This is a genomic window from Elizabethkingia sp. YR214 (assembly GCF_003058195.1).
GTDB lineage: Bacteria > Bacteroidota > Bacteroidia > Flavobacteriales > Weeksellaceae > Elizabethkingia.
In genome coordinates this window covers 537,276-563,893 of sequence record NZ_QBUH01000001.1, presented here as the reverse complement: position 1 = coordinate 563,893, position 26,618 = coordinate 537,276, and the positions used below count along the sequence as shown (strand labels likewise).

The 26,618-nt window shown below is 36.3% G+C and carries 22 protein-coding genes; 5 read left to right on the top strand and 17 right to left on the bottom strand.

The window, feature by feature from the left end; genetic code table 11:
• Positions 1 to 4 precede the first annotated feature (4 nt).
• From C8J95_RS02535 to mraZ, 5 genes are read right to left on the bottom strand one after another with little or no spacing between them, the layout of a single operon-like run.
• Positions 5 to 1,465, bottom strand: a complete 1,461-nt coding sequence (locus C8J95_RS02535; protein WP_107807479.1) for a UDP-N-acetylmuramoyl-L-alanyl-D-glutamate--2,6-diaminopimelate ligase — start codon at positions 1,463 to 1,465, stop codon at positions 5 to 7.
• The gene (locus tag C8J95_RS02530; protein WP_107807478.1) at positions 1,465 to 3,459 is read right to left on the bottom strand and encodes a penicillin-binding protein; all 1,995 of its coding nucleotides are present in this window, start codon (positions 3,457 to 3,459) and stop codon (positions 1,465 to 1,467) included. The genes C8J95_RS02535 and C8J95_RS02530 overlap by 1 nt, the downstream gene beginning before the upstream one ends.
• The gene (locus C8J95_RS02525; RefSeq protein WP_059322823.1) at positions 3,440 to 3,811 is read right to left on the bottom strand and encodes an FtsL-like putative cell division protein; all 372 of its coding nucleotides are present in this window, start codon (positions 3,809 to 3,811) and stop codon (positions 3,440 to 3,442) included. The genes C8J95_RS02530 and C8J95_RS02525 overlap by 20 nt, the downstream gene beginning before the upstream one ends.
• 20 nt (positions 3,812 to 3,831) lie before the next feature.
• Positions 3,832 to 4,725, bottom strand: coding sequence for a 16S rRNA (cytosine(1402)-N(4))-methyltransferase RsmH (gene rsmH / locus C8J95_RS02520; RefSeq protein WP_107807477.1), 894 nt, complete (start codon positions 4,723 to 4,725; stop codon positions 3,832 to 3,834).
• Positions 4,715 to 5,182, bottom strand: a complete 468-nt coding sequence (gene mraZ / locus C8J95_RS02515; RefSeq protein WP_059322824.1) for a division/cell wall cluster transcriptional repressor MraZ — start codon at positions 5,180 to 5,182, stop codon at positions 4,715 to 4,717. Before mraZ ends, rsmH begins: the two co-directional genes overlap by 11 nt.
• A gap of 274 nt (positions 5,183 to 5,456) precedes the next feature.
• Between mraZ and C8J95_RS02510 the strand changes: the two genes are divergently transcribed.
• The 3 genes from C8J95_RS02510 to C8J95_RS02500 are packed head-to-tail and all read left to right on the top strand — an operon-like array spanning position 5,457 to position 7,294.
• Positions 5,457 to 6,218 carry an alpha/beta fold hydrolase gene (locus C8J95_RS02510; RefSeq protein ID WP_107807476.1) on the top strand — a complete coding sequence of 254 codons (762 nt, stop codon included), beginning with the start codon at positions 5,457 to 5,459 and terminating at the stop codon, positions 6,216 to 6,218.
• On the top strand, positions 6,219 to 6,836 hold the full coding sequence (yihA, locus tag C8J95_RS02505) for a ribosome biogenesis GTP-binding protein YihA/YsxC (RefSeq protein WP_009090260.1): 618 nt from the start codon (positions 6,219 to 6,221) through the stop codon (positions 6,834 to 6,836).
• Positions 6,836 to 7,294 carry a GNAT family N-acetyltransferase gene (locus tag C8J95_RS02500; protein ID WP_107807475.1) on the top strand — a complete coding sequence of 153 codons (459 nt, stop codon included), beginning with the start codon at positions 6,836 to 6,838 and terminating at the stop codon, positions 7,292 to 7,294. The genes yihA and C8J95_RS02500 overlap by 1 nt, the downstream gene beginning before the upstream one ends.
• Before the next feature lie 102 nt (positions 7,295 to 7,396).
• Here C8J95_RS02500 and msrA read toward each other — a convergent pair whose 3' ends face one another.
• From msrA to C8J95_RS02445, 11 genes are all read right to left on the bottom strand, one after another.
• Positions 7,397 to 8,044: a peptide-methionine (S)-S-oxide reductase MsrA gene (msrA, locus tag C8J95_RS02495; protein WP_107807474.1), complete on the bottom strand. Its 648-nt coding sequence runs from the start codon at positions 8,042 to 8,044 to the stop codon at positions 7,397 to 7,399.
• Between the two features lie 138 nt (positions 8,045 to 8,182).
• Positions 8,183 to 8,815 (bottom strand): HmuY family protein, encoded by a 633-nt coding sequence (locus C8J95_RS02490; RefSeq protein ID WP_107807473.1) that lies wholly within the window; start codon positions 8,813 to 8,815, stop codon positions 8,183 to 8,185.
• A gap of 10 nt (positions 8,816 to 8,825) precedes the next feature.
• On the bottom strand, positions 8,826 to 10,886 hold the full coding sequence (locus tag C8J95_RS02485; protein WP_107807472.1) for a TonB-dependent siderophore receptor: 2,061 nt from the start codon (positions 10,884 to 10,886) through the stop codon (positions 8,826 to 8,828).
• Positions 10,887 to 11,144: 258 nt separating this feature from the next.
• Positions 11,145 to 12,344, bottom strand: a complete 1,200-nt coding sequence (locus C8J95_RS02480) for a PepSY domain-containing protein (RefSeq protein WP_078702264.1) — start codon at positions 12,342 to 12,344, stop codon at positions 11,145 to 11,147.
• 58 nt (positions 12,345 to 12,402) lie between these two features.
• Entirely contained in the window at positions 12,403 to 14,520 is a 2,118-nt protein-coding gene (locus C8J95_RS02475; protein WP_107807471.1) for a TonB-dependent receptor, read from the bottom strand.
• Between the two features lie 13 nt (positions 14,521 to 14,533).
• Entirely contained in the window at positions 14,534 to 15,730 is a 1,197-nt protein-coding gene (locus C8J95_RS02470; protein WP_107807470.1) for a PepSY domain-containing protein, read from the bottom strand.
• Between the two features lie 63 nt (positions 15,731 to 15,793).
• Positions 15,794 to 16,054 (bottom strand): hypothetical protein, encoded by a 261-nt coding sequence (locus tag C8J95_RS02465; protein WP_255412703.1) that lies wholly within the window; start codon positions 16,052 to 16,054, stop codon positions 15,794 to 15,796.
• Positions 16,055 to 16,136: 82 nt separating this feature from the next.
• Positions 16,137 to 18,320 carry a TonB-dependent siderophore receptor gene (locus tag C8J95_RS02460; RefSeq protein WP_107807469.1) on the bottom strand — a complete coding sequence of 728 codons (2,184 nt, stop codon included), beginning with the start codon at positions 18,318 to 18,320 and terminating at the stop codon, positions 16,137 to 16,139.
• A 256-nt stretch (positions 18,321 to 18,576) separates the two neighbouring features.
• Positions 18,577 to 21,648: a preprotein translocase subunit SecA gene (secA, locus tag C8J95_RS02455; RefSeq protein WP_107807468.1), complete on the bottom strand. Its 3,072-nt coding sequence runs from the start codon at positions 21,646 to 21,648 to the stop codon at positions 18,577 to 18,579.
• Between the two features lie 92 nt (positions 21,649 to 21,740).
• Positions 21,741 to 21,962: a DUF2795 domain-containing protein gene (locus tag C8J95_RS02450; RefSeq protein WP_002662059.1), complete on the bottom strand. Its 222-nt coding sequence runs from the start codon at positions 21,960 to 21,962 to the stop codon at positions 21,741 to 21,743.
• Between the two features lie 58 nt (positions 21,963 to 22,020).
• Positions 22,021 to 23,064 carry a GDP-mannose 4,6-dehydratase gene (locus tag C8J95_RS02445; RefSeq protein WP_107807467.1) on the bottom strand — a complete coding sequence of 348 codons (1,044 nt, stop codon included), beginning with the start codon at positions 23,062 to 23,064 and terminating at the stop codon, positions 22,021 to 22,023.
• A 113-nt stretch (positions 23,065 to 23,177) separates the two neighbouring features.
• Between C8J95_RS02445 and C8J95_RS02440 the strand changes: the two genes are divergently transcribed.
• Together C8J95_RS02440 and C8J95_RS02435 are read left to right on the top strand one after the other, a co-directional pair.
• Positions 23,178 to 23,969 carry a DUF2797 domain-containing protein gene (locus C8J95_RS02440; protein WP_107807466.1) on the top strand — a complete coding sequence of 264 codons (792 nt, stop codon included), beginning with the start codon at positions 23,178 to 23,180 and terminating at the stop codon, positions 23,967 to 23,969.
• Between the two features lie 20 nt (positions 23,970 to 23,989).
• Positions 23,990 to 26,155 (top strand): hypothetical protein, encoded by a 2,166-nt coding sequence (locus C8J95_RS02435; RefSeq protein ID WP_107807465.1) that lies wholly within the window; start codon positions 23,990 to 23,992, stop codon positions 26,153 to 26,155.
• Here C8J95_RS02435 and C8J95_RS02430 read toward each other — a convergent pair.
• Positions 26,152 to 26,496 (bottom strand): hypothetical protein, encoded by a 345-nt coding sequence (locus C8J95_RS02430; RefSeq protein WP_107807464.1) that lies wholly within the window; start codon positions 26,494 to 26,496, stop codon positions 26,152 to 26,154. The genes C8J95_RS02435 and C8J95_RS02430 overlap by 4 nt on opposite strands.
• Positions 26,497 to 26,618: the final 122 nt, after the last annotated feature.

Sequence of the window (26,618 nt, the reverse complement as noted above, 5' to 3'; positions counted from 1 at the left end):
TTTTCTATTTTCCCATTATGGTTAGTAATTCCTGTATCGTCTCTTTATCGTCAAAATGATGTTTTATACCATTAATCTCTTGATAATCTTCATGTCCTTTTCCTGCTACCAGCACAATATCTCCGCCTTCAGCAAATTTTATGGACATTTTAATCGCTTCTTTTCTATCCGGAACCGAAAGATATTTGCTATAGTTCTGTGGCTGAACTCCGGCTTCTATTTCTTTGATAATAGCTAACGGATCTTCTGTTCTCGGATTATCTGATGTAATAATAGCCAATGTTGCATTTTTTGATGCTATATCACCCATTTCTGGTCTTTTGGAATGATCTCTGTCTCCACCACAACCAAAAACGCAAATCAGTCTTTCATTTTTAGTTCTGATATCGTTAATGGTATTCAAAACATTTTCAAGTGCATCCGGAGTATGTGCATAATCTACTACAAAGAAGATTCCTGTTCTGGATTTCAGGGTTTCAAAGCGCCCCTTTACTCTTTTCAGTAAACTTACTACTCTTAGTACTTCATCTTCTTCAATACCCAATTCAACAGCAATTCCGAATACCAATAAAAGGTTATATACATTAAACCTTCCTGTAAGACTTGTCCAGAACTCTTTACCGTTGAAGTTCAACAACATTCCGTTAAAGTCGGATTCGAGAATTTTCCCGTGGTAATCTGCAATTGTTTTCAAAGCATAAGTTTTCTTCTTTGCTTTAGTATTCTGTAACATTACCATCCCATTCTTATCGTCTATATTGGTAATAGCAATAGCTGTATCCGGAAGGTTATCGAAATATGATTTCTTCACATTCAGATATTCCAGAAAAGTCTTGTGGTAATCTAAATGATCATGACTAATATTGGTAAATCCTGCAATTTTAAAATGCAGTCCTTCTGTTCTGTGCTGGTGAATACCATGTGAACTTACTTCCATAAAAGCATATTCACAATCTTCATATACAGCTTCTGACAAAAGTTCGTTCAGCGTTATCACATCTGGTGTCGTATGAGTAGACGGGATAATCTTTTCTCCAATACGGTTCTCAACAGTCGATATCAGCGCACATTTGTGCCCTAGCTGAGTAAACACATCGAATAACAATGTTGTTACAGAAGTCTTTCCATTGGTTCCGGTAACTCCAATAAGGTTTAATTTCTCCGATGGATTACCATAAAAATTGCTTGCCAAATGCCCTAAAGCAACGGCTGTATCCTTAACCTGAATATAGGTTACATTTTCTTTCTTATCAGAAGGAATTTCTTCACAAACAATAACGTTAGCTCCTTTCTCTATTGCAGCATTTATAAACTGGTGTCCGTCCACTACTACCCCCTTCATTGCTACATACATAGCACTATCTATTGCTTTTCTTGAATCGAAAACAATCTTTGAAACCTCGCGGGAAAGTTCTCCCTGAGAATTTAAAACGGATATTCTATGTAATACTTTTTCTAATAACATTAATTCTGAAGACTTAAATAAATTTTCTGATTCCCGTTAATCTTTGTTCCTTCTGCCGGAAATTGTTCTAATACTTTTCCAGCACCTTTATATTCAACACGATAACCTAAATTTTCCAATTGCGGGATTACATTCCGACCCATCAATCCTACCAAATTTGGCATCTTGTTACTATCTACACTTACTTTTCGTGTTGGCTCAATCATTTTGCTCATATCCACCTTCTTGTTCACCAACATTTCCTTGTTCACATTCAGAGGTGTTTTAAGGAATATTTTTCCTGCAATTTCTTTAAAAGCAGGAGCTGCCACTCTGGCTCCATAAAAGCCTTTTGAGTTGTCCGGTTGATTAATCACCACAATACATGTATATTTAGGATTATCTGCAGGGAAATATCCGGCAAATGATGCTATATACTTCATTGGTCCCGGCTTCCAGTATTCAAAACGAGCAGTACCTGTTTTTCCGGCAATCTTTAAATTCGGCGTATAGATACTTTTTGCAGTACCTTTTTCTACAGCTTTTGTCAAAGAATGTGTCATCATTTCTATCGCCTTATCAGAAGCCATTTTCTGAACCATTATTTCTGGTTTAGCCTCATAAACAACTTTACCTTCTTTCATGATCTTATCAATGAATAAAGGTTTTACCATCTTTCCTTTATTGGCAACACCATTATAAAAAGTTGTAAGCTGTAACTGGTTTACATTAACACCATATCCGAAGGCAATAGAAGCCAAAGCTCCTTTTGACCATCTTTTGTTAGCAGGTGTAAGAACCCGAGGTCTTGTTACACCTGGAAGCTCAATATTCATTTTTTCGTACAGCTTCCATTTTTTAAGATGATCAAATAAAATCTGAGGATTATCTGCATAATGAGAAGTAATCACTTTTGCTGCTCCGATATTACTAGACTGCGCCATAATATCACTGATATCATAAACACCACCAGAATGGCTATCTGTAATCCTTTGCCCGGCATAAGTCCACTCTATACCTCCAATATTTATTTTTGTATTCTCATCTACAAATCCATCATCCATTGCCGCCAGTAATGTCACTGTCTTCCAAATAGATCCAGGCTCTGTAGCATCTTTTATTGCATAATTATAGGCATCTACATACATACCAGGTTCTGTTCTGCGAAGGTTTACCATCGCTCTCACCTTACCTGTTTCAGTCTCCATTACAATAACACTACCATGATCCGCATCAAATTCTACCAATTGTTTTTCTAATGCCGAATGTGCAATATCCTGTACCCGAAGATCTAATGTTGTATAAACATCCATTCCGTTTACAGGCTCTTTTACCTTCCAGAAGTCAATTGGCTTCCACTGGGTGGAATTAATTCTTTGTTCTAAACGTGTTCCGTCTGTACCTGTAAGGAATTTGCTAAAAGCTCCTTCAAATCCTGATTTTGCTCCGTCGCGATCCATTCCTATAGTCCCAGATCCAATTTGAGCTGTAGCAATCTCTCTGCGGTATTCGCGGTCTACAATAAATCCTCCTTTATTTTTTCCCTTATTAAAGATCGGAAACTTGCGAATTCTGTCATATTGATCGAAATCAAGCCCTTTTGCCAAAGGATAATACTGATTTTCGGATTTTTTCTGCTGATCCAGTCTTTGCCTAAAATAAGAAGCGGGCTTACCAAACATGGCGCCCAAAGAATCCGACAATTTACCTGCGTTATTTTTATAAATGGTATCCCGCATGGTTTTGAAGTCAAGATAAATATCATAGCGCATTACTGTTGTCGCCAGAATAGAACCATCCGAGGCAAAAAGATTTCCCCGAGCCGCCTTTAGTGTTGTTTCCCGGTAATTCTTATTAATAATGTTGTCTTTATACTCTTCAACATTTGTATTCTGAAGAATGATAATCCGGGCAACAAATACAACAAAAGTCAATAAGGCTACACCAACAAAGGCATATCCCCAAAAAAGCATCTTGCTTCTTTTTTCATTGTATTCACTTCCTTTTCTTACCATCAATTGAATCCATTTTTATTAAAAGTTTAGTCGGATGACTCTCCAACGTCATTAATGAATCCTTTCCCATTTCTTTGCTAAGCTCAGATTCCATTTTGATATGGATTAGTCTGCTCTGCGCATAAGCATTCCTGGATTTGTATTCTTCACTTTGTTCTTTAAGGCCGTTAACAATTTCTATTTTCTGGCTTACCAAGTGGTTAGAATAAATCATTACCATCATCAGTATAAAAACCAGTGTAAAATATTTATAATGTTCTTTTACTTCATCCCTATTAAGAAAATTCCCCTTCACAACATCTATGAAGGTTAATCGTTTCCTTTGCTTAGGCGTTGAAGCTTTTTTAGCCATTAATTTTGTGTTTTTTTATCTTAAACCTTAGCTCCTATTCTCAGTTTTGCACTTCTCGCACGAGAGTTTTCTTCAACCTCTTCTTCTGTCGGAACAATTGCTTTATTCTTCAGAAGTTCGAAAGATTTTTTATAATTTCCGTAAATATCTCTTTCAGGCTCCCCTTCAAACATTCCATTTTTCAGAAAACGTTTTACAAGTCTGTCTTCCAGTGAATGATAAGATATTACCGAAAGTCTGCCTTCTGGCTTCAAAACCCTGTAAGATTGCTCCAACATCTCTTTCAGCACCTCCAGCTCCTGATTCACTTCTATTCTTATAGCCTGAAAAATTTGAGCAAAAAATTTATTGCTCTTATGTGTCGGGATATAAAAGAAGACTTTCTTCAGATCTTCCGTTGTTTTAATCTCTCCTTTTTTACGAGCCGCCACCAGTTCTCTTGCAAGTTTTCTGGCGTCACGCAATTCTCCGTAGAGATAAAAAATATCCGCCAACTGCTCCTCTTCATATTCGTTCACCACTTTCTTGGCGTCTAGCCCTTGCATGGTATTCATTCTCATATCCAAAGGTCCGTCTGTCCGTATAGAGAATCCTCTGTCCGCCTCATCAAACTGATGAGAAGAAACACCTAGATCCGCTAAAACACCGTCAACCTGGCTTACACCATACATTAACAAACTATTCTCGAGGAAACGAAAATTTTGATTTACCAGTGTAAATCTTTCATCATTTATTTTATTCTCAAGAGCATCCAGATCCTGATCAAAGGAAAACAAACGTCCTTTGTCGGAAAGTCTGGAAAGAATCTCCCTTGAATGACCTCCTCCTCCAAAAGTACAATCTACATAGATTCCGTCCGGATTAGTAATAAGGCCACTGACACTTTCATCTAATAATACTGGGTTATGATACATCTTCTGGATTTATTGATCCCATTACTTCTTCCGCTAATGCAGCAAAATCAACATCATTTGTTGAAATTACCTGCTCATACGTTTCTTTGTCCCAAATCTCGAAAAGCTCTCCGGCACTCGTAACCACAACATCTTTCTTAAGACCTGAATATTGTACCAAGTCTTTAGAAATCTGCAACCTGCCTGCATTATCCACCTCCACTGTTTTTACACCAGCCGTAAACATTCTGATAAAATCTGCGTTTTTCTTTACAAATCGGTTAAGACCATTAATTTTGTGCATTAATTTTTCCCAACCACTCATCGGATACACTTCAAGACATGACTGAAAAACAGATCGCTTAACAACAAACGGCTGGTCAGCAAAATTCTCCATTTGCTTCACCAGCGACGCAGGTACTTTCAAGCGGCCTTTATCGTCAATTTTACACTCATATGTCCCGATGAAATTATTCATTTGGGACAAATTTATACAAATATTTCCACTTTTTACCACTTCGTACCACTATTTTGTTTATTGTGGATAACTTTTGATTTTCAAAATTTTAACGAATCTCCTGTGTTTTCTAATATTTTGGTTTATAACTGTTTATCATATATTTTTATTTTTTTTCTTAAAAAGAGATCTGATTGATATTAAAATTTTGTAATTTCTGACATATTAATCAACTTTACCTCTAATCAAGACTTGATTTTTTCGTATTTTTGCAGGGTTTAGGCAACATATAATTATGATTTTTAAAACAAAAAAAGAGAAGAAATTCACCTATATGGAAGCAGGAGAAGGACATCCTATGGTGCTATTGCACGGATTAATGGGTGGTTTGAGTAATTTCGATGAAATGTCAGCATACTTCTCGGAAAAAGGATTTAAAGTATTCGTACCACAACTTCCTATTTATGATTTGCCTGTTTTAAATACTAATCTTACAAGTATATCTAAATATGTAATCCGTTTTATAGAAGAACATATTAAAGCCCCGGTAACTCTTGTGGGGAATTCTATGGGCGGACATGTAGGACTTATAACAGCACTAGCAAGACCAGATCTTGTTAAACATCTTGTTCTTACAGGGAGTTCAGGATTATATGAGCGTACTTTTGGTGATTCTTTTCCAAGAAAAAGCGATAAAGCTTATATCAAAAGAAAAACAGAAGAAGTATTCTTCAACCCTGAAGTAGCAACAGATGAACTTGTAGACGAAGTTTTTGCAGTGGTGAATGACAGAATGAAAGGCATAAAAACAGTTATGCTTGCCAGAAGTGCCATCAAACACAATATGCAGAATGATCTTCCGGATATTAAATGTCCAACATGTATTATCTGGGGTAAGCAGGACAATGTTACTCCACCTGAAGTAGCAGAAGAAATGCATAAAGAAATACCAAACTCTGATCTTTTCTGGATTGAAGAATGTGGCCATGCTGCCATGATGGAAAAGCCAAAAGAGTTTAGTGATATATTGTATAACTGGTTAAAAGATAAAATATAAATGCTGATAAAATCAGTTGAGTTTGTAAAAAGTAGCAGCAAATGGCAGGAATGTCCTGAAGCTAATCTTCCGGAATACGCTTTTATCGGAAGATCCAATGTGGGAAAATCTTCTCTCATCAATGCGATGATGGACAGAAAGGACCTTGCTAAAACCTCACAGACTCCCGGAAAAACACAGCTTATCAATCATTTTCTGGTAAATGAGACTTGGTATCTTACCGATTTACCTGGTTATGGATATGCAAAAGTATCGAAGACTCTTCGTAAAAGTTTTGAAAAGCTAATCACCAATTATATCCTAAACCGAAATAATTTGGTGAATCTATTTGTGTTGGTAGACATCCGTCATGCTCCACAGAAAATTGACATCGAATTTATGCAATGGTGTGGTGAATCCGGAATTCCGTTTTCTATCATATTTACAAAGGCAGACAAACTAAAGCCTAAAGCGATTGAAAACCATGTAAAAGCATATCATGATGAGCTTTTGCAATTCTGGGAAGAGCTGCCACAATCTTATATCACTTCTGCTGAGAAAAAAGAAGGTGGAGATGCTATTCTTGATTTCATTGGAGAAACTAATATTATTTTAGAAAAAAATAAAGTGAAGTTTTAATGGAAACACCTGTATGGAAAGTAAAAGCTTTTGAAGAGCTTACAACAACCGAACTATATCAAGTCCTTCTGCTGAGAGCGGAAGTTTTTGTTGTGGAACAGAATTGCCCGTATCAGGATGTAGATAATGCAGATCAGAAAGCACTGCATTTGTGGGCAGAAATGGGAGGTAAAGTTGTTGCTTATTGCAGAATGTTCGATCAGGGAATAAAATATCCTGAAAGCAGTATCGGCAGAGTTGTTACTCATCCGGAATATCGTAGTTATAAGCTAGGAAGACCGATGCTAAATCTGACTCTGGAAACCATTAAAAACAGATACGCTAATCCTGATATCAGAATCAGTGCACAAAATTATCTATTAAAATTCTACGGAAGTCTTGGCTTCGAACCTGTGGGAGAAAGTTATCTTGAAGATAACATTCCACATACCGAAATGCTAAGAAAGCATTCTTTATAGTTTTGCATCTAAAAAAGTGAAGATTTTAATCTCTCTATAGACATAAAAAAACAGTAAGAAGCATTTTGTTTCTTACTGTTTTTTTTTATTGTTAATAAATACTTAGTTTTCTTCGGATTTCAACCAACCCTTTTCCCCAAAATATTTTTTGAACTTCTGAATTTTAGGACCTACAACAGCACTACAGTAAGGCTGATTTGGATTCTCTTTATAATAGCCCTGATGGTAAGCTTCTGCCGGCCAGAATTTTTCAAACGGAACAATCTGCGTTACATATTTACCGTTCCATTGTTGTTTAGCCTCAGATTCTTCTAAAGCTTCCTCAGTTTCTTTTTTCTGTTCTTCACTGTTATAGAATACAACAGATCTGTACTGTGTTCCTATATCATTCCCTTGTCTGTTTAGCTGTGTAGGATCGTGAAGAAATAAGAATACCTCCATCAGTTGCTTGTAACTGATTACTGCAGGATCGTAGGCTATCTGTACAACCTCAGCATGTCCTGTATCTCCGGTACAAACTTCTTCATAGGTAGGATTCGCTTTATGTCCTCCGGAATAACCTGAAACAACAGAATCTACCCCTTTTAACATATTAAAGCATGATTCAACACACCAAAAGCAACCACCTCCAATGGTTGCATACGCTAATTTATTCTCCATTTTATTTTGCTTAACTGTGCTCTTCCTCTTCTCCTGCCCCTGACAGGAAACTAATAGTAAACTAAGAATAAGGAAAAAGACTTTTTTCATAATCTTATACGAAGTTAGTTATTTCTCAGATTATTATCTATTAGTTTTTATCAATTGCTTTATCAAAAAAAGCCAACCGGAATCCGGCTGGCCAAAAGTAAAGTAAAAAAACAAACTATTTAATTTATGGTGTATTTATTATTTGCTGAAAGTTTTGCTTCCGTCTGTTTGTAAAGCAAATTTAAAGTTGTAATATCCAGAGTCATTTAAGGCAGCTTGATCTGAAATTGTAGCTGGAGCTCCTTTATAATAATTTGTTATCTGAATTTTGGCATACTTACCATCTCCTGTTTTAATAACAATAATGTTCCCTGCTATTGGGGTAATAAGATGTTTTACAGGATCATAAGAATACCATCCTTTCCCTGTTCCGGTTGTAATTGCCAATCCATCCCCGCTATTACCGCTGTCTGTTTTAAAGGCAGCATCTTCCGGTGCTGTTTTTATAGCATCAAAAGAAGTTCCTTTCACAATTGTTGCAGCTCCTTTTCCTTTTCTTGCGGTTCCCCCGTTAATAATAATTTTTGTTTTATTAAAACCTATATCCCACTTATCTGTTTCCTGTTCTGTAGAAGCAATAACTTTATTTTCACGAAGGCTGTATAATGTAAATTTATCTGTTGCAACTGTAGCACCATCAACGTCTTTCACATCTTGTGTCTTAACGGTTGCTGATGGGTTTACTGGTGCTGGTTCAGAGCCTCTGTCATTACTGGAACATGATGCCAGTGATAGTAATCCGATTGCTGTTGTAAAAAGTAATTTTTTCATATATAATATATTAATAAGTTATCTTAAAGCTCACCCATAGTAATCTTCCGGCAAACTCTGGGTTAAATTGTATATTTTTGAAATTCGTGATATTATCAGAACCTATGCTGATATGATAGTTTTTGAAAATCTTCTTTCCTAGCGAGGCGTTGAGTAAGAAATAACCTGGTGCCATTTCGGATTTATTATTAATAATTCCATTCCCATCTGTATCTGCAAAACCATATTCGCCTCTATAAATTCCTCTTACATTGAAGAACCAGCCATTTTTGTCCTCATAAAATAGCTTAGCATTAAAAGTGTGTTTACTTCTTCCCGGAATGCCATAGTAATCTCCGGGGCCTAATATGATATAGTTTCCTCTGTCATTATTCCCACCTAATTGTCCGGCTTTTATACGGTCTAATACATCTTTATCTTTTGCCTCAAGGTATTGATAGCCTCCTGCAAACGTAAAATTGTTCAGGAAACTTACAGACAACTCTGTTTCTATTCCCTGAGTAAAGACTTTGTTAAAATTCTGATAAGAGAAAACACTCTGTCCGTTTTCTTTTCTGGCAATAGGAACTGTCTGAATAAGATTGTCAATATCATTACGGAATATATTCACTTTGGCAACTACTCCTTTAGCCGGTTTTAATGTTGCTCCTAAATTATAGGCCCATGAACTTTCAGGTTTTAGCTCACTAATTTTTGAAGGATCTATAAGGACATTTTCCTGTTTTACAATTCCCTGAGCTATCATTTTGGCCAGCTCTACACCAACTTCTTGTGTTCCTAATACAGAATAACCTACTAAATTATTGGTGAAGTTAAGATAGAGCTGTCTGAAGTCCGGAGCTTTAAATCCGCGTCCTGCAGAAGCCTGAATACTTAGAAATTTAAAGACCTGTATATCTGTTGCCAGCTTTGGACTAAACTGAGATCCGAATACACTGTTGTTATCATATCGGAATCCGGCTTGAATATTCCAACCCTGCATGGGTGTATACGCAATCTGCCCTAGACCATAAAACTGATTAGAGGATTTCCTCTCATTATATCTGTTGGCCTCAATATCCTGATAGATAATACCTGCACCTAAAGTTGTCTGCCATTTTTTGCTCCACTTGATGTCTGTAAAGTTTTCAGCTTTAGCATAACGCTCTCTAAAGTAGGTTTCATCCATCACCTGTCCGCCATCTACAAACTTATACTGAGAATCATTGTTCGATGCCGACATATAAAGCCTTAACCTGGAAGTCACTTTATCGTTTGGTGTCCATGTAGCCTGTGGGGCAATGTTGTAGTCTTTGTTTTTAGAGTAACCATCAACTTTTTGCCCCTGGCTAAGCATTTTCCCATCCTGATCGTCATAATAATATCTTGCATACAACCCAAATTTCCATTTACTATTAGGTGTAAAGTTGATATTAGTGGAATAAGTGAAGTTTTCAAATGGATTCACTGTTTTCCCATAGCTGTCTGCTCCGGGGTTCAGGCTGTAGCCTTCGGAGCTATAACGATTGGCAGATAGGTTTACTGAAAATTTATCTCTTCGGATGTTGATGTCTCCACCAAAATCTATATTGGTATTGGTTCCGTATCGCAAGCTTAAGCTTCCTGAATCTTTGGTTGCTGTCTCGGTGATGATATTAACCACTCCAGCTAAAGCATCCGATCCATAGAGTGAAGAACTTGGTCCCTTTATAATTTCTATTCTCTTAATATTATTTACAGTAATTCTGGAAAGATCCAGTGTTCCCGCAGTTCTTCCGACCAAAGGCTCTCCATTTATCAGTATTAGCGTATATTCACCGGTCATCCCCTGCATTTGCAGACTTGTACCATGGTTTGGAGTAATAATAAGACCTGTTTGCTCCGCAAGAATATCACTTAATCGTACACTTCCTGACTGCTGAATCTGTTTTTTATCTATAACCTTTATGGGAATAGGAACTTCCTTTACCTTCTGCTCGAAAGTATTTCCGGATACCACAACTTCTTCAATCTCTTTTTCTTTCTCAGATTGTTGTTGAGCACCCACAGCCGTAGAAGCTGAAAGACAGAAAAACAAGACAGCTTTTTTCATAATCTTCTTTTGTGCAAAATTATATTTATTTATTCTAAATTAAGACATGAAATTAATCATATTTTATTTAGACTAAATTTAAATAACTTTGATATATGAAAATTCAAGAAGACAAATAGTTTATATTCAGGCTACTTAATTGAGTAGTAAACTGATTCAAAACAAGCATATACATTCAGTAAACAATGATCCTATACTGAAATACAGAAGCCGGAACTTAGGTCCCGGCTTCGTCAATTATTATAATCTTTTGAAAATTTAGGCTTTCTTTTTCTTTCTTCTGCCCCACCAGATCATAAATCCGGTTACGGGTAATGATGCACAGATTAAACTCACAATAAAGGCTATAATCTTAGTAGGCAACCCTAGAATAGCTCCTACATGGATATCATAATTAGCTCCCACAACCTTCTCTCCAAAGTTTTTGTCTTTAGGATCATGTGTATGAAGTAACTCACCTGAATTTTCATCGAAAATAAGACTGCTGTTTTTATGATAAGAATAGGATAAATGCTTTACATAAACTTCAAAGTTGGCATGTTCATGATCGTCCATGTGCTCGTGTCCAAGATCTAATGCAAAACCATAAGACTCAGGGTACTTTTCTTTAACAGTATTAATGATCTTATCCAGTGTTCTGTCTGTTCTCATTTCAACAGGAGCTTTGGTTTTAATATGTGTAAAATCCGGATATTTTGTATTTCCTCCGGAGAAAACAACATAGATCATTGCCTGAACAACGAAAAACGCATAAAACAAACCTGTAATGGAGAAGATCAGAGCAAATATAGAGGCATAGAAACCCAGAACATTATGAAGGTCATAGTTTTTCCTTTTCCAGCTTTTAATGTTTTTCCATTTAAAGGAAAACCGTTGTTTTCTTGCTGCTTTATTTTTAGGCCACCAAAGGACAATTCCTGTAATTAGCATAACCATAAAAATAATCACGGGAATACCTACCACATAAGAACCCCATTCCTGTTTTAGCAGGAAACTCCAGTGGATCATCTTTACAATATTGAAAAACCCGTTTTTCTCATCATATACCCTCAAAACTTTACCGGTATATGGATTTACATAAGCTTGCTTGTAAACAGGAAATTCATCAAAATAGTTCCATGCCTTCGGATTGTGCTCGTACCAGAAAAACATGTAAGATTGCTTCTTATCTATCGGGATATTTACCCAGTGAACGGGATACTTTTCTTTCACCTGCTCTACCACCAGCTTTTCCATAACCTTTATCGGAAGGATCTGCTTATTTTCAATATTCTGTTCGTTGTGGTAGATTACATCTTTTCGGGTATAGTTTTCAACCTCATCTTTGAAGACATATAAAGCCCCGGTTATAGAAATAATAAATATGAGAAAGCCAATAGAAAGACCAAACCAAAGGTGCAGCTTTCCGGACCATTTTTTGAAGAATCCCGGCTTCTTTTTATGATGATGTTTTTTCATATCCTGTCAGTGAAAATAAATTCGCCCAAAGATAAGCTTCTTTTTTTATTTAGATTAATTAAAATTTATATTCAATCATAAAAGTACCTCTCATCCCCATAGAATTGACAAATTCATTGTCCCGTGCATTCCACCAAGCAACCGCCGGCTGGTAAAGTTTATCAAAAAGATTCTCAATACCTAATGACAGTTTCCAGTTCTTATTTACCTCATAACTTGACTTTAAATTGAAGATGGTATATTCCGGAACAAAACCTTCGCCGTATGTAAATTGACCTGTTTTAGGGTTTGGTTGGAAACGATCCTGTTTAAATGAGTGCATCATATCTAACCCTACAGAAAGTGCCTGAATCGGTCTAACCTGTACATAAGCTAAAACTTTGGGTGCGGAGATTCTGCTGTTATTAATCTTTGCAGAATAATCACCATCATCTTTCAGAGAAGTAATACCTTCCATCCAGCTATAGCTGGTTCCGAAGTTGATCCATCGGGCTGGTGTAAAGTGAAGGAATCCTTCTACTCCATATACTACTTCCGGTGCTCTGAGTATGGTAAGAGACCTGTCCGGACTTTGTACAAATGTTGCACCCAGTTTGGAAGTACTTACATAAGATGTAATTTCATAGTTAATCCACTTAGCAAGTTGTCCTGTTGCACCAAACTCGTAGTTGTTTACAATAATTGGTTTGGTTTCAAGATTGGCAATTGTACTGGCTGTGGATGTTCTTAATATCCTGCCCAATTCATTTATAGAATAAGCCTGTGAGAAGCTACCAAATAAATTGATATACGGCTGAACATTATAACGTACACCTATATTCCCAACAAGTGCATTATATTCCAGATTTCCACCTTTTACAAATATACTATTGGTAAAGGTACCATCGTTTTTAAGTGTAGACAAGGTATTAAAGTCCCCTACTTTTACTTTCATATTTTCATAGCGTAGTCCTCCTTTTATCGTCAGCTTTTTTAATAAATCTATTTTTATTAATGCAAAGGGGGCTACGTTTGTCATATCCATATCCGGAGTCCAATAGCGTCCGTCTTCTAGCTTCTGAACCGTCTGATCATTTAGAATATCTACTCCATAGATAATTTCAGCCTGAGAATTTGCTGCATTCCATAACTGTGTATCCAGATTTATTCTTGCACCTTTTTTCTTTGAAATTACATTGGATTGTCCACCATTCAGAAAAGTATCACTATACCCGTAAACAGTTCTGAAATCTTGATAATAAAGATTTACATTCAGGGAAGTACCATTGAAGAGGTTTCTGTTATCGTAACTCAATTTATAGTTGTGATTTCTTGGTGTCCCTTGTGGAGTTGTCTCCAATCCAAGACCTTTACCCTCTCCTATGGTTGGAGTAATACCATATTTACCGGTTTTTAATCCCAAATTCAAATCGGATTTTGAGGCATAACCAATATAAGAGGCTTCTATTCGCTGATTTTCATTAATATTATAACCTAGCTTCAGCATCCCATTGTAGTTATCCATTTTTGCTGTGCTATAAGAAGGGCTAAGATTTACACCATTAGCATCTTTCATATATCCCGTTCTTTCATAGGCTAATGAGGCAACATAATCGAATTTATCCGATAGTTTACCTGAAAGCAGCTGGCTTGCTCTTACTCCAAGCGTTCCGCCATAAGGCTGACCTGTAAAACCAACCTGAGAAATTCCAGATATTTTCTTGTCCGATTTGCCTCTTCTCGTGATATAGTTAATGATACCTCCGTCTGCTCCGTTTCCGTAGATGGCGGATGCCCCTTTAATAACTTCTATACGCTCTATTGAAGAGGGATCTATTACCCTGATATCTCTTCCTCCATTTCTCAAAGGTGTCGATTGTGGTACACCATCTATCAGAACCAGCACTTGGCGCCCTCTAAGGGTTTGCCCTGTATTGGAGGTTTGTCCGGCACTAGGCCCTAAGCTGGGAACCGTATATTGTAAGATACTTGTAATATCAGAGTTTACAGTTAGCTGAGATTGTACCTGCTTTTCTCCTACAATAGTAACGGAACTTGGTACTTCCTTTATATTCTCTTTTTTTCTTGAAGCTGTAAGTATAACCTCGTCTACACTTTTGGTATTTAGACTGTCATTTTTTTGCCCAAATATATTGATTGCAGCCAGGCATGCTGCGGTTAGTATGACCTTATTCATTTTTAATGTGTGCTTATATTTTCTTTTTCTTCTGTTTTCCCCACCATACCAAAAATCCTGTTACAGGTAAAGATGTGCATATAAGCCCTGTAATAAACCAGATGATCTTTCCAAACAGTCCAAAATAGGATCCGGTATGAATATCATAATTGGCATTAGAATATTTCTCTGCTGCATTTAAGCTTTCATGAGATTTGTTCAGAAGGATTTTCCCTGAATATTTATCAAAAATAATCTGATGTCTATCACTGTACCTACCCTCCTTCTGATAGACCGTTACGGGGATATTTTTCAGTTCTTTTCCTTTCTTATTCTTTCCGCTTAAGGGAATTCTGAAACTCGATGATCCGGGATAATGCAACCTTGTCTGCTGCGCTGTAAGATCATACACAGAACTGTTCTTTATAGTAAGTGAATCTGGTGATTTAATATCTTTCTCCTTTTTTAGCTCTGCGGATCCAGACAAAGTATAATTGAATACATTCTTCACATATGGGTAAGTGAAATAGATTCCGGTAACAGCCATTATTAAACCAATAAATGAAGCATAGAAGCCTAAAATATTGTGAAGATCATAGTTTTTACGTTTCCAGGTTTTCACATTCTTCCAGTCGAAGCTAAATCGTCCTTTTCTTGCTTTTTTATTCTTGGGCCACCATAATACAATTCCGGTAATCAGCATAAAAATAAAAAGTACAACAGGAATTCCGATAACATATGCTCCCCATTCAGAATTCAGTAAAAGACTCCAGTGAAGATATTTCATTAGCATGAAAAAATCATACTTCTCATTATATACTGCTTGTATATCCCCTGTGTACTGATTCACATAAATCAGTTTATTGACCTTTACCTGACCGAAGTAATTCCATCCTTTCTTACTCTTCTCATAGTAAGAAAACATATAGGATTTATTTTTATCTAACGGGATTTCTACAGCGCTCACGGGATATTTCTCCGGAACATGAGTCATTACCTTTTTACGGAGTACCTCTATGGGTAAAGCCTGTGCCTTTACAGTCTGTGGTTTTACATAAATAGCCTCTTTTCGGAGAACGTTCTGTACCTCGTCTTTAAAAACAAATAAAGTCCCTGATAAGGACACTATGAAAACAATAAACCCAACGGATAGCCCCAGCCAAAGATGTAATTTGGCAGACCATGTTTTAAAAAATCCAGGCTTCTTTTTATGATGATGTTTCTTCTTCATTCTAAAAAAAGTTAACCGGCGGAGTTTCACCGGTTAATCTCTTCATTATTTAAAATTTATATCCTATTGATAATCTCTAAAGTTTCTTGGAGCATTATAGGTCCATGCATATTCTCCTTGTCCTCCTCTGTATCCACTATAAAGTTTTCTGTTGAGCGTATTGTTCAGCAATAAGTTAGCATCAAATTTTTTGGCCACATAAGAGATTCCGAAGTTAGTATCAAAATAGTCTGATAATCTCTGATCGTATTGTGTATTAGACTCAAACCAGGATTGTCTTCCTCCTTGGTATTGATAGTCTGCTGAAAGACCAAATCTTTTCAAAAATCCATTTCCAAATCTATAACTTAGCCAAGTGTTAGCATCTTCATTGTTTTTTATAGTGTGTTTATTATTTTTTTTTGATCTAGAATTTATACGAAATGCTTCCAACCGCATTTAATAATCTCTGAGGATTTGCTGTGGTGTAGCCAATCCAGTAATGCTGATTCGTTAGATTATCAACCTTAACTCCAATTCTAAATTTCTTAGCATCATAGTATACATTGGCATTTAGTACAAAGTAGGATGGTAAGGAGAAAACACCATCTTCAGCATTATATATTTTATTCTCACTTGCATAATTACCACCAATACCAAAGCCTAAACCTTTTAACTTCCCATCCAAGAATTGATAGCTTGTATAAAAATTGCCTAAATAAGGAGAACCTGATGTATTGGGCCTTCTGTCCAAAACAGATTTATCTGCTTTTGTATACTTTGAATCATTATAGCTAAAGCCAACAACAGCAGTAAAACCTTTTACTAAATATGCATTGACCTCCAGTTCCATACCTTTACTTACAATAGTTCCGTCCTGTATCTGTGCATTAGGATTTCCCGGACTAGGCATACTCCTAAGAACATCTTTTACTTTTATATTGTAATAACTTAGTGTAGAGGATATCTTACCATTAAGCAGGCTTGTTTTGATTCCTCCTTCCATCTGGTTAGCCTGCTCCGGTACAGGAGTCTTTGCTGTACCAGTAGCATCTGTATAGTAATTAAGATTTTTAAAGCTATTCTGATAGTTTCCAAAAAATGAAACCTTATCTTTTACGACTTCATAAACGATTCCAAGCTTTGGAGAAAAAAATGTTTGATTTAACTTTTTGTTTGCTTCTGAATCTGCTGCTCCTGTAACTCCCGGTTTATTAATAAAATTATCTACTCTTAGTGCCATAAGAACATTCAGGTTATCTGTTACATTTAAAACGTTTGAAAGATACACTGCATAATTATCCTGTATTCCTTTTACTAAATACGGAGTCTCGTTACCTGCCATTGCATTATATTTTGCCTGTAATGCCGGACCATTAAAGTTGGTATAATCAAAACCAGGCTGGTGTAATGGTACCGGAATCGAAGTACCATCAGGAGCTCTGTCAAAACCATTAACATCATAAAAGTTCTGATTATTGTTTACTCTTAAATAGTCGAAACCTAAAACAACACGGTTTCTCAAACCTCCGATACGGAAATCTCCATTGAAATTTTGTTGAAAATTGAGTGACCTTTTTCTGCTATCTCTGGTTGACTGATCACTTCTGTACATACTGGACGGATCATCACCCGAGAAATATAAGTAAGGCATAAACCCATCAGAATAACTAGAGGATGTACTAAAATTAGTAGAAGACGTGATTGTATTCGATATTTTGTAGTTTACCTGTCCAAAAAAATTAATACTTCTTCCTGTATTTGTTAAGCCCTTACCTAAATAGGAGTTTTTATAATCTAAATTCAGGTCTCTAATATTATTAACTTTCTTAAGGTAATTACCTGAGTACATAAAAAAGGTTTGATCTCCCATACTTTTCATGTCGAATAATTCCATATCAAAGTTGATATTTAATCTATCTGTTGGGTTATAAGTAATACTGGGTGCAATTGCCAGATTCTTTTTATAACCTTCTGTCTGAAAAGTACCTTCATGAGTATAAGCAGAATTCAGCCTGAATAATAATTTTTTATCTTTTGTAAGAGGTGTATTTATATCTACTGCGGCTCTATAAGTATCATAGCTACCTCCTGATAAATTAACGAAGCCTCCAAAGACCTCATTGGGCTTTTTCGTTACCCTGTTAATCACACCACCATAACTTGTTAGCAAGCTTCCGAACAAGGTTCCTGAAGGTCCCTTCAGTACTTCTACTTTTTCCAGATTAATAGCATCAATAGTTCCTGTTACAGCTCCTAACACACCATTTCTTAAGGAGTTTGCCGCAACAAATCCTCTTAAGTTTACATAGGCACCTCCATCTCCTGCTCTTCCGTTTGCTCCCCACATAGGTTGTAAGCCTGTGATATTTTTGAAAGCATCATCGACAGTATATACTCCTTGGTTTTCTAAGATAGTTTTATCAATAGAAGAATAGACTTGTGGATTTTCAATTCCTTTCAAAGGCATTTTATTAGAATAGTTACTATCCTTCTTAATATAGGTGTTGATAATAACTTCATTAATACTTTTTGACTTAAGTGAGTCTTTTTCCTGTGCAAAAACCAATACGGAACCTAATAGAGAGGCACATAATAGTGCTTTTTTCATGTAAACAAATTTTTTGCAAATATATTATCTTTAACAATTCTAAATAAATTTTATTTTTCTATCAAATTTCTTTTATTTATTATAAATATAAATAACATGGAGCGATCTTAGTCATAAAAGACCATCACTAATAGGTGAAATACTGATCATATGCATAAAGCTATTATTTATCATATATTTTAATGCCGTAATGTGATACAAAAAAAACCGCCAGCCTAAGGCTGACGGTTTTCAACAATATTTAAATTAAAGATTATTAAGCTGGGATCTCTCCTTTGTAAAGGAAAGAAACGATCTCTTTATTAATTTTATCTACCATCTCACTAAATAAGAAGAAAGATTCTTGCTTGTAGATTACTAACGGATCTTTTTGTTCGTAAACAGCTCCCTGAGAAGATCTTCTAAGGTCATCCATTTCACGAAGGTGATTCTTCCAGTTTTCGTCGATAATACCTAAAGAAATATTCTTTTCGAAATCTGTAATCAAAGACTCACAATGTGTTTCATAAGCCTTCTGAAGGTCAGTAACAATCGTTAGTGTTCTGTGACCATCGCTGAAAGGAACCTGAATCATTTTGAACATACTACCTTGGTTCTGGTATACGTTCTCGATAATAGGGAAAGCTTTTTCTTTCAATAAAGCTAACTTCTGCTTGTAGTCTTCTACAGCTGTATTGTATACTTTATCTATTAATGCGGGTGCCTGCATATTTTTGAATTCGGATTCAGAAACCGGAGCATCCATTGTAAAGTTTTTAATAATTTCGAATTCAAATTCTTTGAAATTATTATCTGCCTTTGTTTGGTTAACAATAGATCCTGCTGTTTCATAGATCATGTTCATAATATCAAACTTCAGATGCTCTCCAAATAAAGCATTTTTTCTACGCTTATAGATAACATCACGTTGTTTGTTCATTACATCATCATACTCCAATAATCTCTTACGAATACCAAAGTTATTCTCTTCTACTTTCTTCTGAGCTCTTTCGATGGAACGGCTGATCATAGAGTGCTGAATCACATCTCCGTCTTTATGCCCCATCTTATCCATCATTTTCGCAATTCTTTCTGAACCGAAAAGACGCATCAAGTTATCTTCCAAAGAAACATAGAACTGAGAGCTACCTGGATCTCCCTGACGTCCTGCACGACCTCTTAACTGTCTGTCTACACGTCTGGAATCATGTCTTTCTGTACCAATAATTGCTAAACCGCCTGCATCTTTTACTTCTTTAGAAAGTTTGATATCGGTACCACGACCTGCCATGTTAGTAGCAATAGTCACAACTCCTGGTTGTCCGGCTCCGGCAACAATTTCAGCTTCCTTCTTGTGAAGCTTAGCATTAAGTACCTGGTGTTGTATTTTTCTTAATTGAAGTGCTTTTGATAATAACTGAGAAATCTCTACTGAAGTCGTACCGACCAATACAGGTCTTCCGGCAGCTGTAAGTTTCTCAATTTCTTCAATTACTGCGTTATATTTCTCACGGTTGGTTTTGTATACCAAATCATGTTTATCGTGTCTCTGGATTGGTCTGTTGGTAGGGATTACCACTACGTCCAATTTGTAGATTTCCCAAAGTTCGCCAGCTTCTGTTTCAGCAGTACCCGTCATCCCCGCAAGCTTGTTGTACATACGGAAATAGTTCTGTAATGTAATCGTTGCAAAGGTTTGGGTTGCTGCTTCAATTTTCACATTCTCTTTTGCTTCAATCGCCTGGTGAAGACCATCTGAGTAACGTCTTCCTTCCATAATACGACCTGTCTGTTCGTCAACGATCTTAACTTCACCGTCAATTACTACATATTCATCATCTTTCTCGAATAATGAATAAGCTTTTAGTAACTGGCTTAAAGTGTGTACACGTTCAGATTTTACAGCAAAATCACGGTATAATTCTTCTTTAGCAGCAAATTCTTCTTCTTTAAGAAGGTTTTGCTTTTCTAGTTCTGCAATTTCAGTTGCAATATCAGGAAGAACGAAGAAGCTAGGATCTGAGTTACCCTGAGACATATATTCTACTCCTTTATCGGTAAGGTCTACCTGATTGTTTTTCTCGTCGATAACGAAATAAAGGTCTTTATCTACCTTTGGCATTTCGCGGTTGTTATCCGCCATATATTGCGCCTCAGTCTTCTGTAGAAGCGCCCTGTTTCCCTCCTCAGAAAGGAATTTAATTAATTGTCTGTTCTTAGGCAATCCTCTGAAAGCCTGAAGAAGTTTGAATCCGCCTTCTTTTTTGTTTCCAGCTGCGATAAGTTTTTTTGCCTCACCAAAGATACCCGTAATGGTCTTTTTCTGTACCTCTACAATACGGTCAACACTTGGCTTTAGCAGGTCGAATTCCTGTCTGTCTCCTTGTGGAACGGGACCGGAGATAATAAGCGGAGTTCTTGCATCATCTACTAATACGGAGTCTACCTCATCCACAATCGCATAGTTTAGCTCACCCTGAACTAATTCCTCAGGACTGTTTACCATGTTATCTCTCAGGTAGTCAAAACCAAATTCGTTATTGGTTCCGTATGTAATACTGGATTTGTATGCTTTTCTTCTGCTCTCGGAGTTTGGTTGGTGATTGTCGATACAATCTACAGAAAGTCCATGGAATTCGAAGATAGGAGCCATCCATGCCGAGTCACGTTTTGCCAGGTAATCATTTACTGTTACAACGTGTACACCTCGGCCCGGAAGGGCATTAAGGAAAATAGGTAATGTTCCTACTAATGTTTTACCTTCACCAGTTGCCATCTCGGCAATTTTACCTTGGTGAAGTATTGTTCCCCCGATAAACTGAACGTCGTAATGTACCATATCCCACTTCACAGCAGTACCGGCAGCATCCCACTCGCTCTTCCAGATCGCCTGATCCCCTTCTATTACAACAAAATCTTTTGTTGCAGCCAGTTCACGGTCTCTGTTTGAGGCAGTTACTCGGATTTCACCATTCTGTGCCCATCTTCTTGCAGTTTCTTTCAGCAATGCAAAAGCTTCCGGAAGAAGATCTCCTAAAACTTTCTCTTCGTGCTGATATGCAACTTTATTAAGATCTGCTACCTGCCCGTAAAGCGCTTCTTTCTCGTCAACATTATCTGTTGTCTCAATTTTGCTTTGGATATCCTCTATCTGCTTACGCACATTAGCTGCAGCATCCTGAATTTTTTGTTGAAATTCTCTGGTCTTTTCTCTAAGCCCATCATCGGAAAGCTGTCCAATAGCCGGCTCAGTTTTTTTTATCTTTTCTACTACTTTTTTTACTTCCTTCAGGTCTTTTTCGTTTTTGTTACCTAAAAAACCCTTGAGAATCGTGTCTAAAAAACCCATTTATATCGCATTTGGCAAATAGCATTTGGCTAATTGCATTAGTTAATCATTAAAAAAAGCCGATAGCTCCATGCAATCAGCCAAACGTTTTATTAATATTCGTCCTCGTTCCAAAGGAAATCCTCATCGGTCGGGTAATCTGACCAAACTTCCTCGATACTTTCATAAATTTCACCTTCATCTTCAATAGCCTGAAGGTTTTCCACAACCTCCATCGGTGCGCCTGTTCTAATAGCATAATCGATTAATTCTGCCTTAGTCATTGGCCATGGTGCATCACTAAGATATGAAGCTAATTCTAATGTCCAGTACATATTTTGAATTTTTTGCAAATGTAAAAAATTAGGTGGGATATTAATTAATTTTCCACCTCTAACTCACTATTTTTTTGTTTTTTTTTCTCAAAAACCATTCCACAAATATTTTTATGCCATTTTGGAACTTAGTCTTTGGCTGATAGCCTATTAAAGTTTTTGCTTTCAGGATGTCAGCATTTGTTCTCTGTACATCTCCGGCCTGCATAGGCAACCGGTGAAGAACAGGGACTGTATTTAACTCTTCTGATAGTATCGAAACCATCTCCTGCAGGGTTATTACATCACTCTCCCCCAGGTTTAGTATCTCATAAATATCTTCATGATTATGAAGATAACTAATTGATTTGGTAATACCGTCTATAATATCATCTATAAAAGTATAATCTCTGGCAGTAGTACCATCTCCGTAAAAAGGAATTTTTTCGTTAAGATGCAGTAAATCAGCAAATTTATGAATCGCAAGATCCGGTCTTTGCCTTGGCCCGTATACTGTAAAGAAACGCAATTGGATCATATCAATTTTATACAGACTATGATATACATGCCCTAGTATTTCACCACATTTCTTGGTTGCGGCATAAGGAGATATAGGCTCGTCGACAAAATCTGTTTCTGCAAATGGCACCTTATCATTATTGCCATAAACACTTGAAGATGAAGCACATACAAACTTGCTAATTCCAAAATCTTTACAAAGTTCCCAAAGATTCATGGTACCTCGGATATTCACTTCCTCATATTCAAGAGGCCTTTCGATAGATGGGCGAACTCCTGCTAATGCAGCAAGGTGTATTACCATATCAAAGGAATGCATCTGAAAGATCTTTTCCAGTCCGTCTTTATCCCTGATATCCTGATAGTAAAGTCTGTATTGTTCGGACTTCGTTCTGTCAATAAGTTTAGCTATATCTGTAAGCTTGTGATCGAAACCAAAAGCACTGTCATCACCTACTGATTCCAGTGTATTTTGAACTTTTATCTGGTAGTCATAGAAATTATCAAAGTTGTCCACATTTATGACAGAATGTCCTTCTCTCAATAATTTTTCTACCAGATGCGATCCTATAAAACCAGACCCTCCTGTTACTAAATAATTCATCTTTTTCCTGTTCCTAACAAAAATAACCTTTTCTATAGACATTTATGTTAATTTCGAAATAAATAAATTACTGAAATATTACTTACTTTTACATATACATAATTTATATACAAATGAAATTCTCTGGACAAATACTAAAAATGATCACTGAAAATGGTAAACCAATACAATATTACCTTAATCTTTCGGGCGATTTAATTAGTATGAATCAGCTTTTTGATAAAGAAATAAGCATAAAGCATATCGGATATCAATGCGTTTCCTGCGGGCAGGATCTACCTATTTTCCGCATGGGATTCTGTAAAAAATGTTTTTTTGAAAGTCCGTATGCCAGTGAGACAATCCTTCGCCCTGAATTGTCAACAGCCCATTTAGGTATTGAAGAGAGGGACTTGGAAGTTGAAAAAGAAATTCAGTTAGTTCCGCATGTTGTATATCTGGCCTATACCGGGGATGTAAAAGTTGGTGTAACAAGGGAAACTCAGGTTCCGACACGATGGATTGATCAAGGAGCTACATTTGCTCTTCCTATTGCAAGAACTGACAACCGATATGAAGCGGGAGTTATAGAGGTAGAGATGAAAAATCACCTTGCAGATAAGACCAACTGGAAAAAAATGCTGCAAACACTGGAATCGGATGTTGATCTTGCTGATTTCCGAGAAAAAATAAAAGAGTATTTCCCAAAAGATTCACAAAAATTCTATTCTTCTAATGAAGAAATCTGGAGGCTGGATTATCCATATGAAGCGCCTAAGGATATAAAAGTATTTACATTAGATAAAAAACCTGAATTTACAGGAGTACTAAAAGGTATAAAAGGCCAATATCTTTACTTTGAAGGCGGAAACTTTATCAACGTACGAAGTCATGAAGGCTATGTAATAGATTTTTCGGCCGGATAAACCGGAAACACAATACACGGATGAAATTAAAGTACAAAAGATTTTTAAAAATACTTGCTTTTGGTATCGGTATATTAGCGATTCTTTCTTTTGTTGCTTCTTATGGATTCAATTACTGGCTAAAAAATAATCTGCCGGAGATCATTAAAAAGAGATCCCCGTATAATATTACATACCAGCATCTGGATGTAGATATTAAAACAGGAAATATAACCGCGAAAAAGATTAATATTTCCAATAAAAAACCGAATAACCAAAATGAAATAGGTTTAGACGGAAGTATCGGAGAACTAAAAATAAGCAGCCTCGGAATATGGGACGCTTTATACAATAAAGTAATCAATACAGACGATGTAACATTTGTACAACCGAAATTAAGAGTTGTACTGGCAAAGGCAAAAGATGAAAAAACTGGCAGTAATAGCAAACAGCCTATACTTTTTAAAAACATCCATGTACAGAACGGAGATATTGATATTTTGAAGTTTAATAAAGATTCTCTTATTACAGTAAAGAATCTGAATCTTGAATTAACAAATTTCAGAATGACAGAAAGGGAGGTAAAACAAAAACTTCCTATTGTTTTTGATTCCTACTCCATTTCCGGAGAAAACTTCATCTATCGTGACGAAAACATCTATGATTATAAAGCAAAAAAAATTGCTACTGAAAATGGTCAGATGAGTATTAAAGGTTTTGAAATGAAACCCTTACTCACCCAACAGCAGTTTGCCCAGAAATATCCCAATAAAACAAATCTGTTCGATGTTACCTCCAGAGAAATGACATTTAAGGATATTAGCTTTAAAGACAACAAAATTTCTCTGGCAGAAGTAAAGTTTGACAGCCCTGTTATCAGAATTATGTCAACTAATGGGAAGAGTCCTAAATCTCAGAAAAACTTTTCTTATGATATTGAATTGGATAACATCTCTTTAAAAAATGGAAATATCCTAATGCTGAAACCAGACGGGAGCCAACATTTCCAGTTAAAAAGAGTTTCTGCCAATATGAATAAGATCCTGATGAATGAGGAAACATCGAAAGGAGAAATCCCATTTAAATATGGCGCTTATAGATTCGAGACACATGATTTCCACTATAACCCTGGCAAATATTACAAGCTCTCGTTATCATCTTTTGTTCTGGACAATCATAAAATTACTGTTTCGAATTTCAGCTTTCTTCCGACCATGAACAGAGCTCAGTTCAACAAATCAATCCCGGTACAGGAAGATTTGTATACGGTAAAGATTCCTAAAATAGAACTCGCCGGATATAAAGTCTCAAATCTAAACAACCATTTGCAAGTAGAGGTCAGCAATCTGAATGTACATCAGATGTACATGAATATTTTCAGCAGTAGTCTGCCGCCACCAGATCCTACTCCAAGAACCTTTTTCTCAGAAAAATTCAGGAAAATTAAGTTCCCATTGACTATACATCATACGAAAATAATCAATAGCCTTCTGGAGTATGAGGAAACAGATAAAGGAGCTTTGGCCCCGGGAAAACTTTCTTTTGCAAACCTTAATGTTGGCATTGAAAATATAAATACAGCCAAACTAAAAGGAAAGAATACTATGGTTACCGTAAACGGAAAAACCAGTTTCTTCGGAACTTCTCCAACCACAGTTCTGTGGACCTTTGATGTTGCAAATCCGCATGATGCCTTTAACTTCAAAGCCAATATCATCAATCTGGATGCATCCCGAATCAATGATTTTATAAGACCCTATTTGCATGTAAGCACCAGTGGGATGATTAATAGTGTCGATTTTGATTTCAAAGGGAATAAATATGGTATAAAAGGTCCATTTCTTATGACAAATACCAATCTGAAGGTAGAGCTTCTGGATGAGAAAAACCAGAAAAAGAAAAAATTCCTGAGTTTCCTGACCAACTGGTTTATCAAAAATAACACGGGTAATACTCCTAAACAAGTTGATATAGACTATACCAGAACCGAAAAAAGATCTCTTTTCAATTTATTATGGCGCGGTATAGAATCCGGATTAAAAGGTTCTCTGATTGGTGATACCTCCAAAATCGAAAAGACAGTAGATGACATCAAAGAAAAAAAGGAGAAAATAAAGCAAAAGATTGACGCCCGAAAACAAAAGAATCAGGCTAAAAAAGGACTTTTTAATGGTCTCTTTAAAAAGAAAGAAACAACAACGGACTAAATACTCAGATTTCTCCCCTCTCTCTCGTCTACAGCGATCCCTGTAAGAAAGTTATTAAATTCTGCTCCAGCATAGTTACTTTCAGCACCATATGAATCTATAATATATGCCTTTTGTCCTGTAGTATCTTCTACCAAATAAAGCACAGCATTATCAGATGGATTTGAATCGCCTTCGAAACGATAAACTTTAATAATTGTAAGATCTTCCGGCTGGTATTCTTTATCAGAATTCTGAAGAACAAATTTTTTATTTTCATTCATCTGAATTTCCTTATCTACACCTCTTCTTTTCAGGGTATTCATTACCTGCACCAGAGTTGTCATGTCATTATTTTCCATTGTCTGTAATTTAGTCTACTAAAGTTATGCATTTCCAAACAAATAAGACTTATCCGTTCTCTTTTTAACATAATAAAAAACAGACAAGCTTTTGGCCTGTCTGTTTATATCTAAACTGAAAA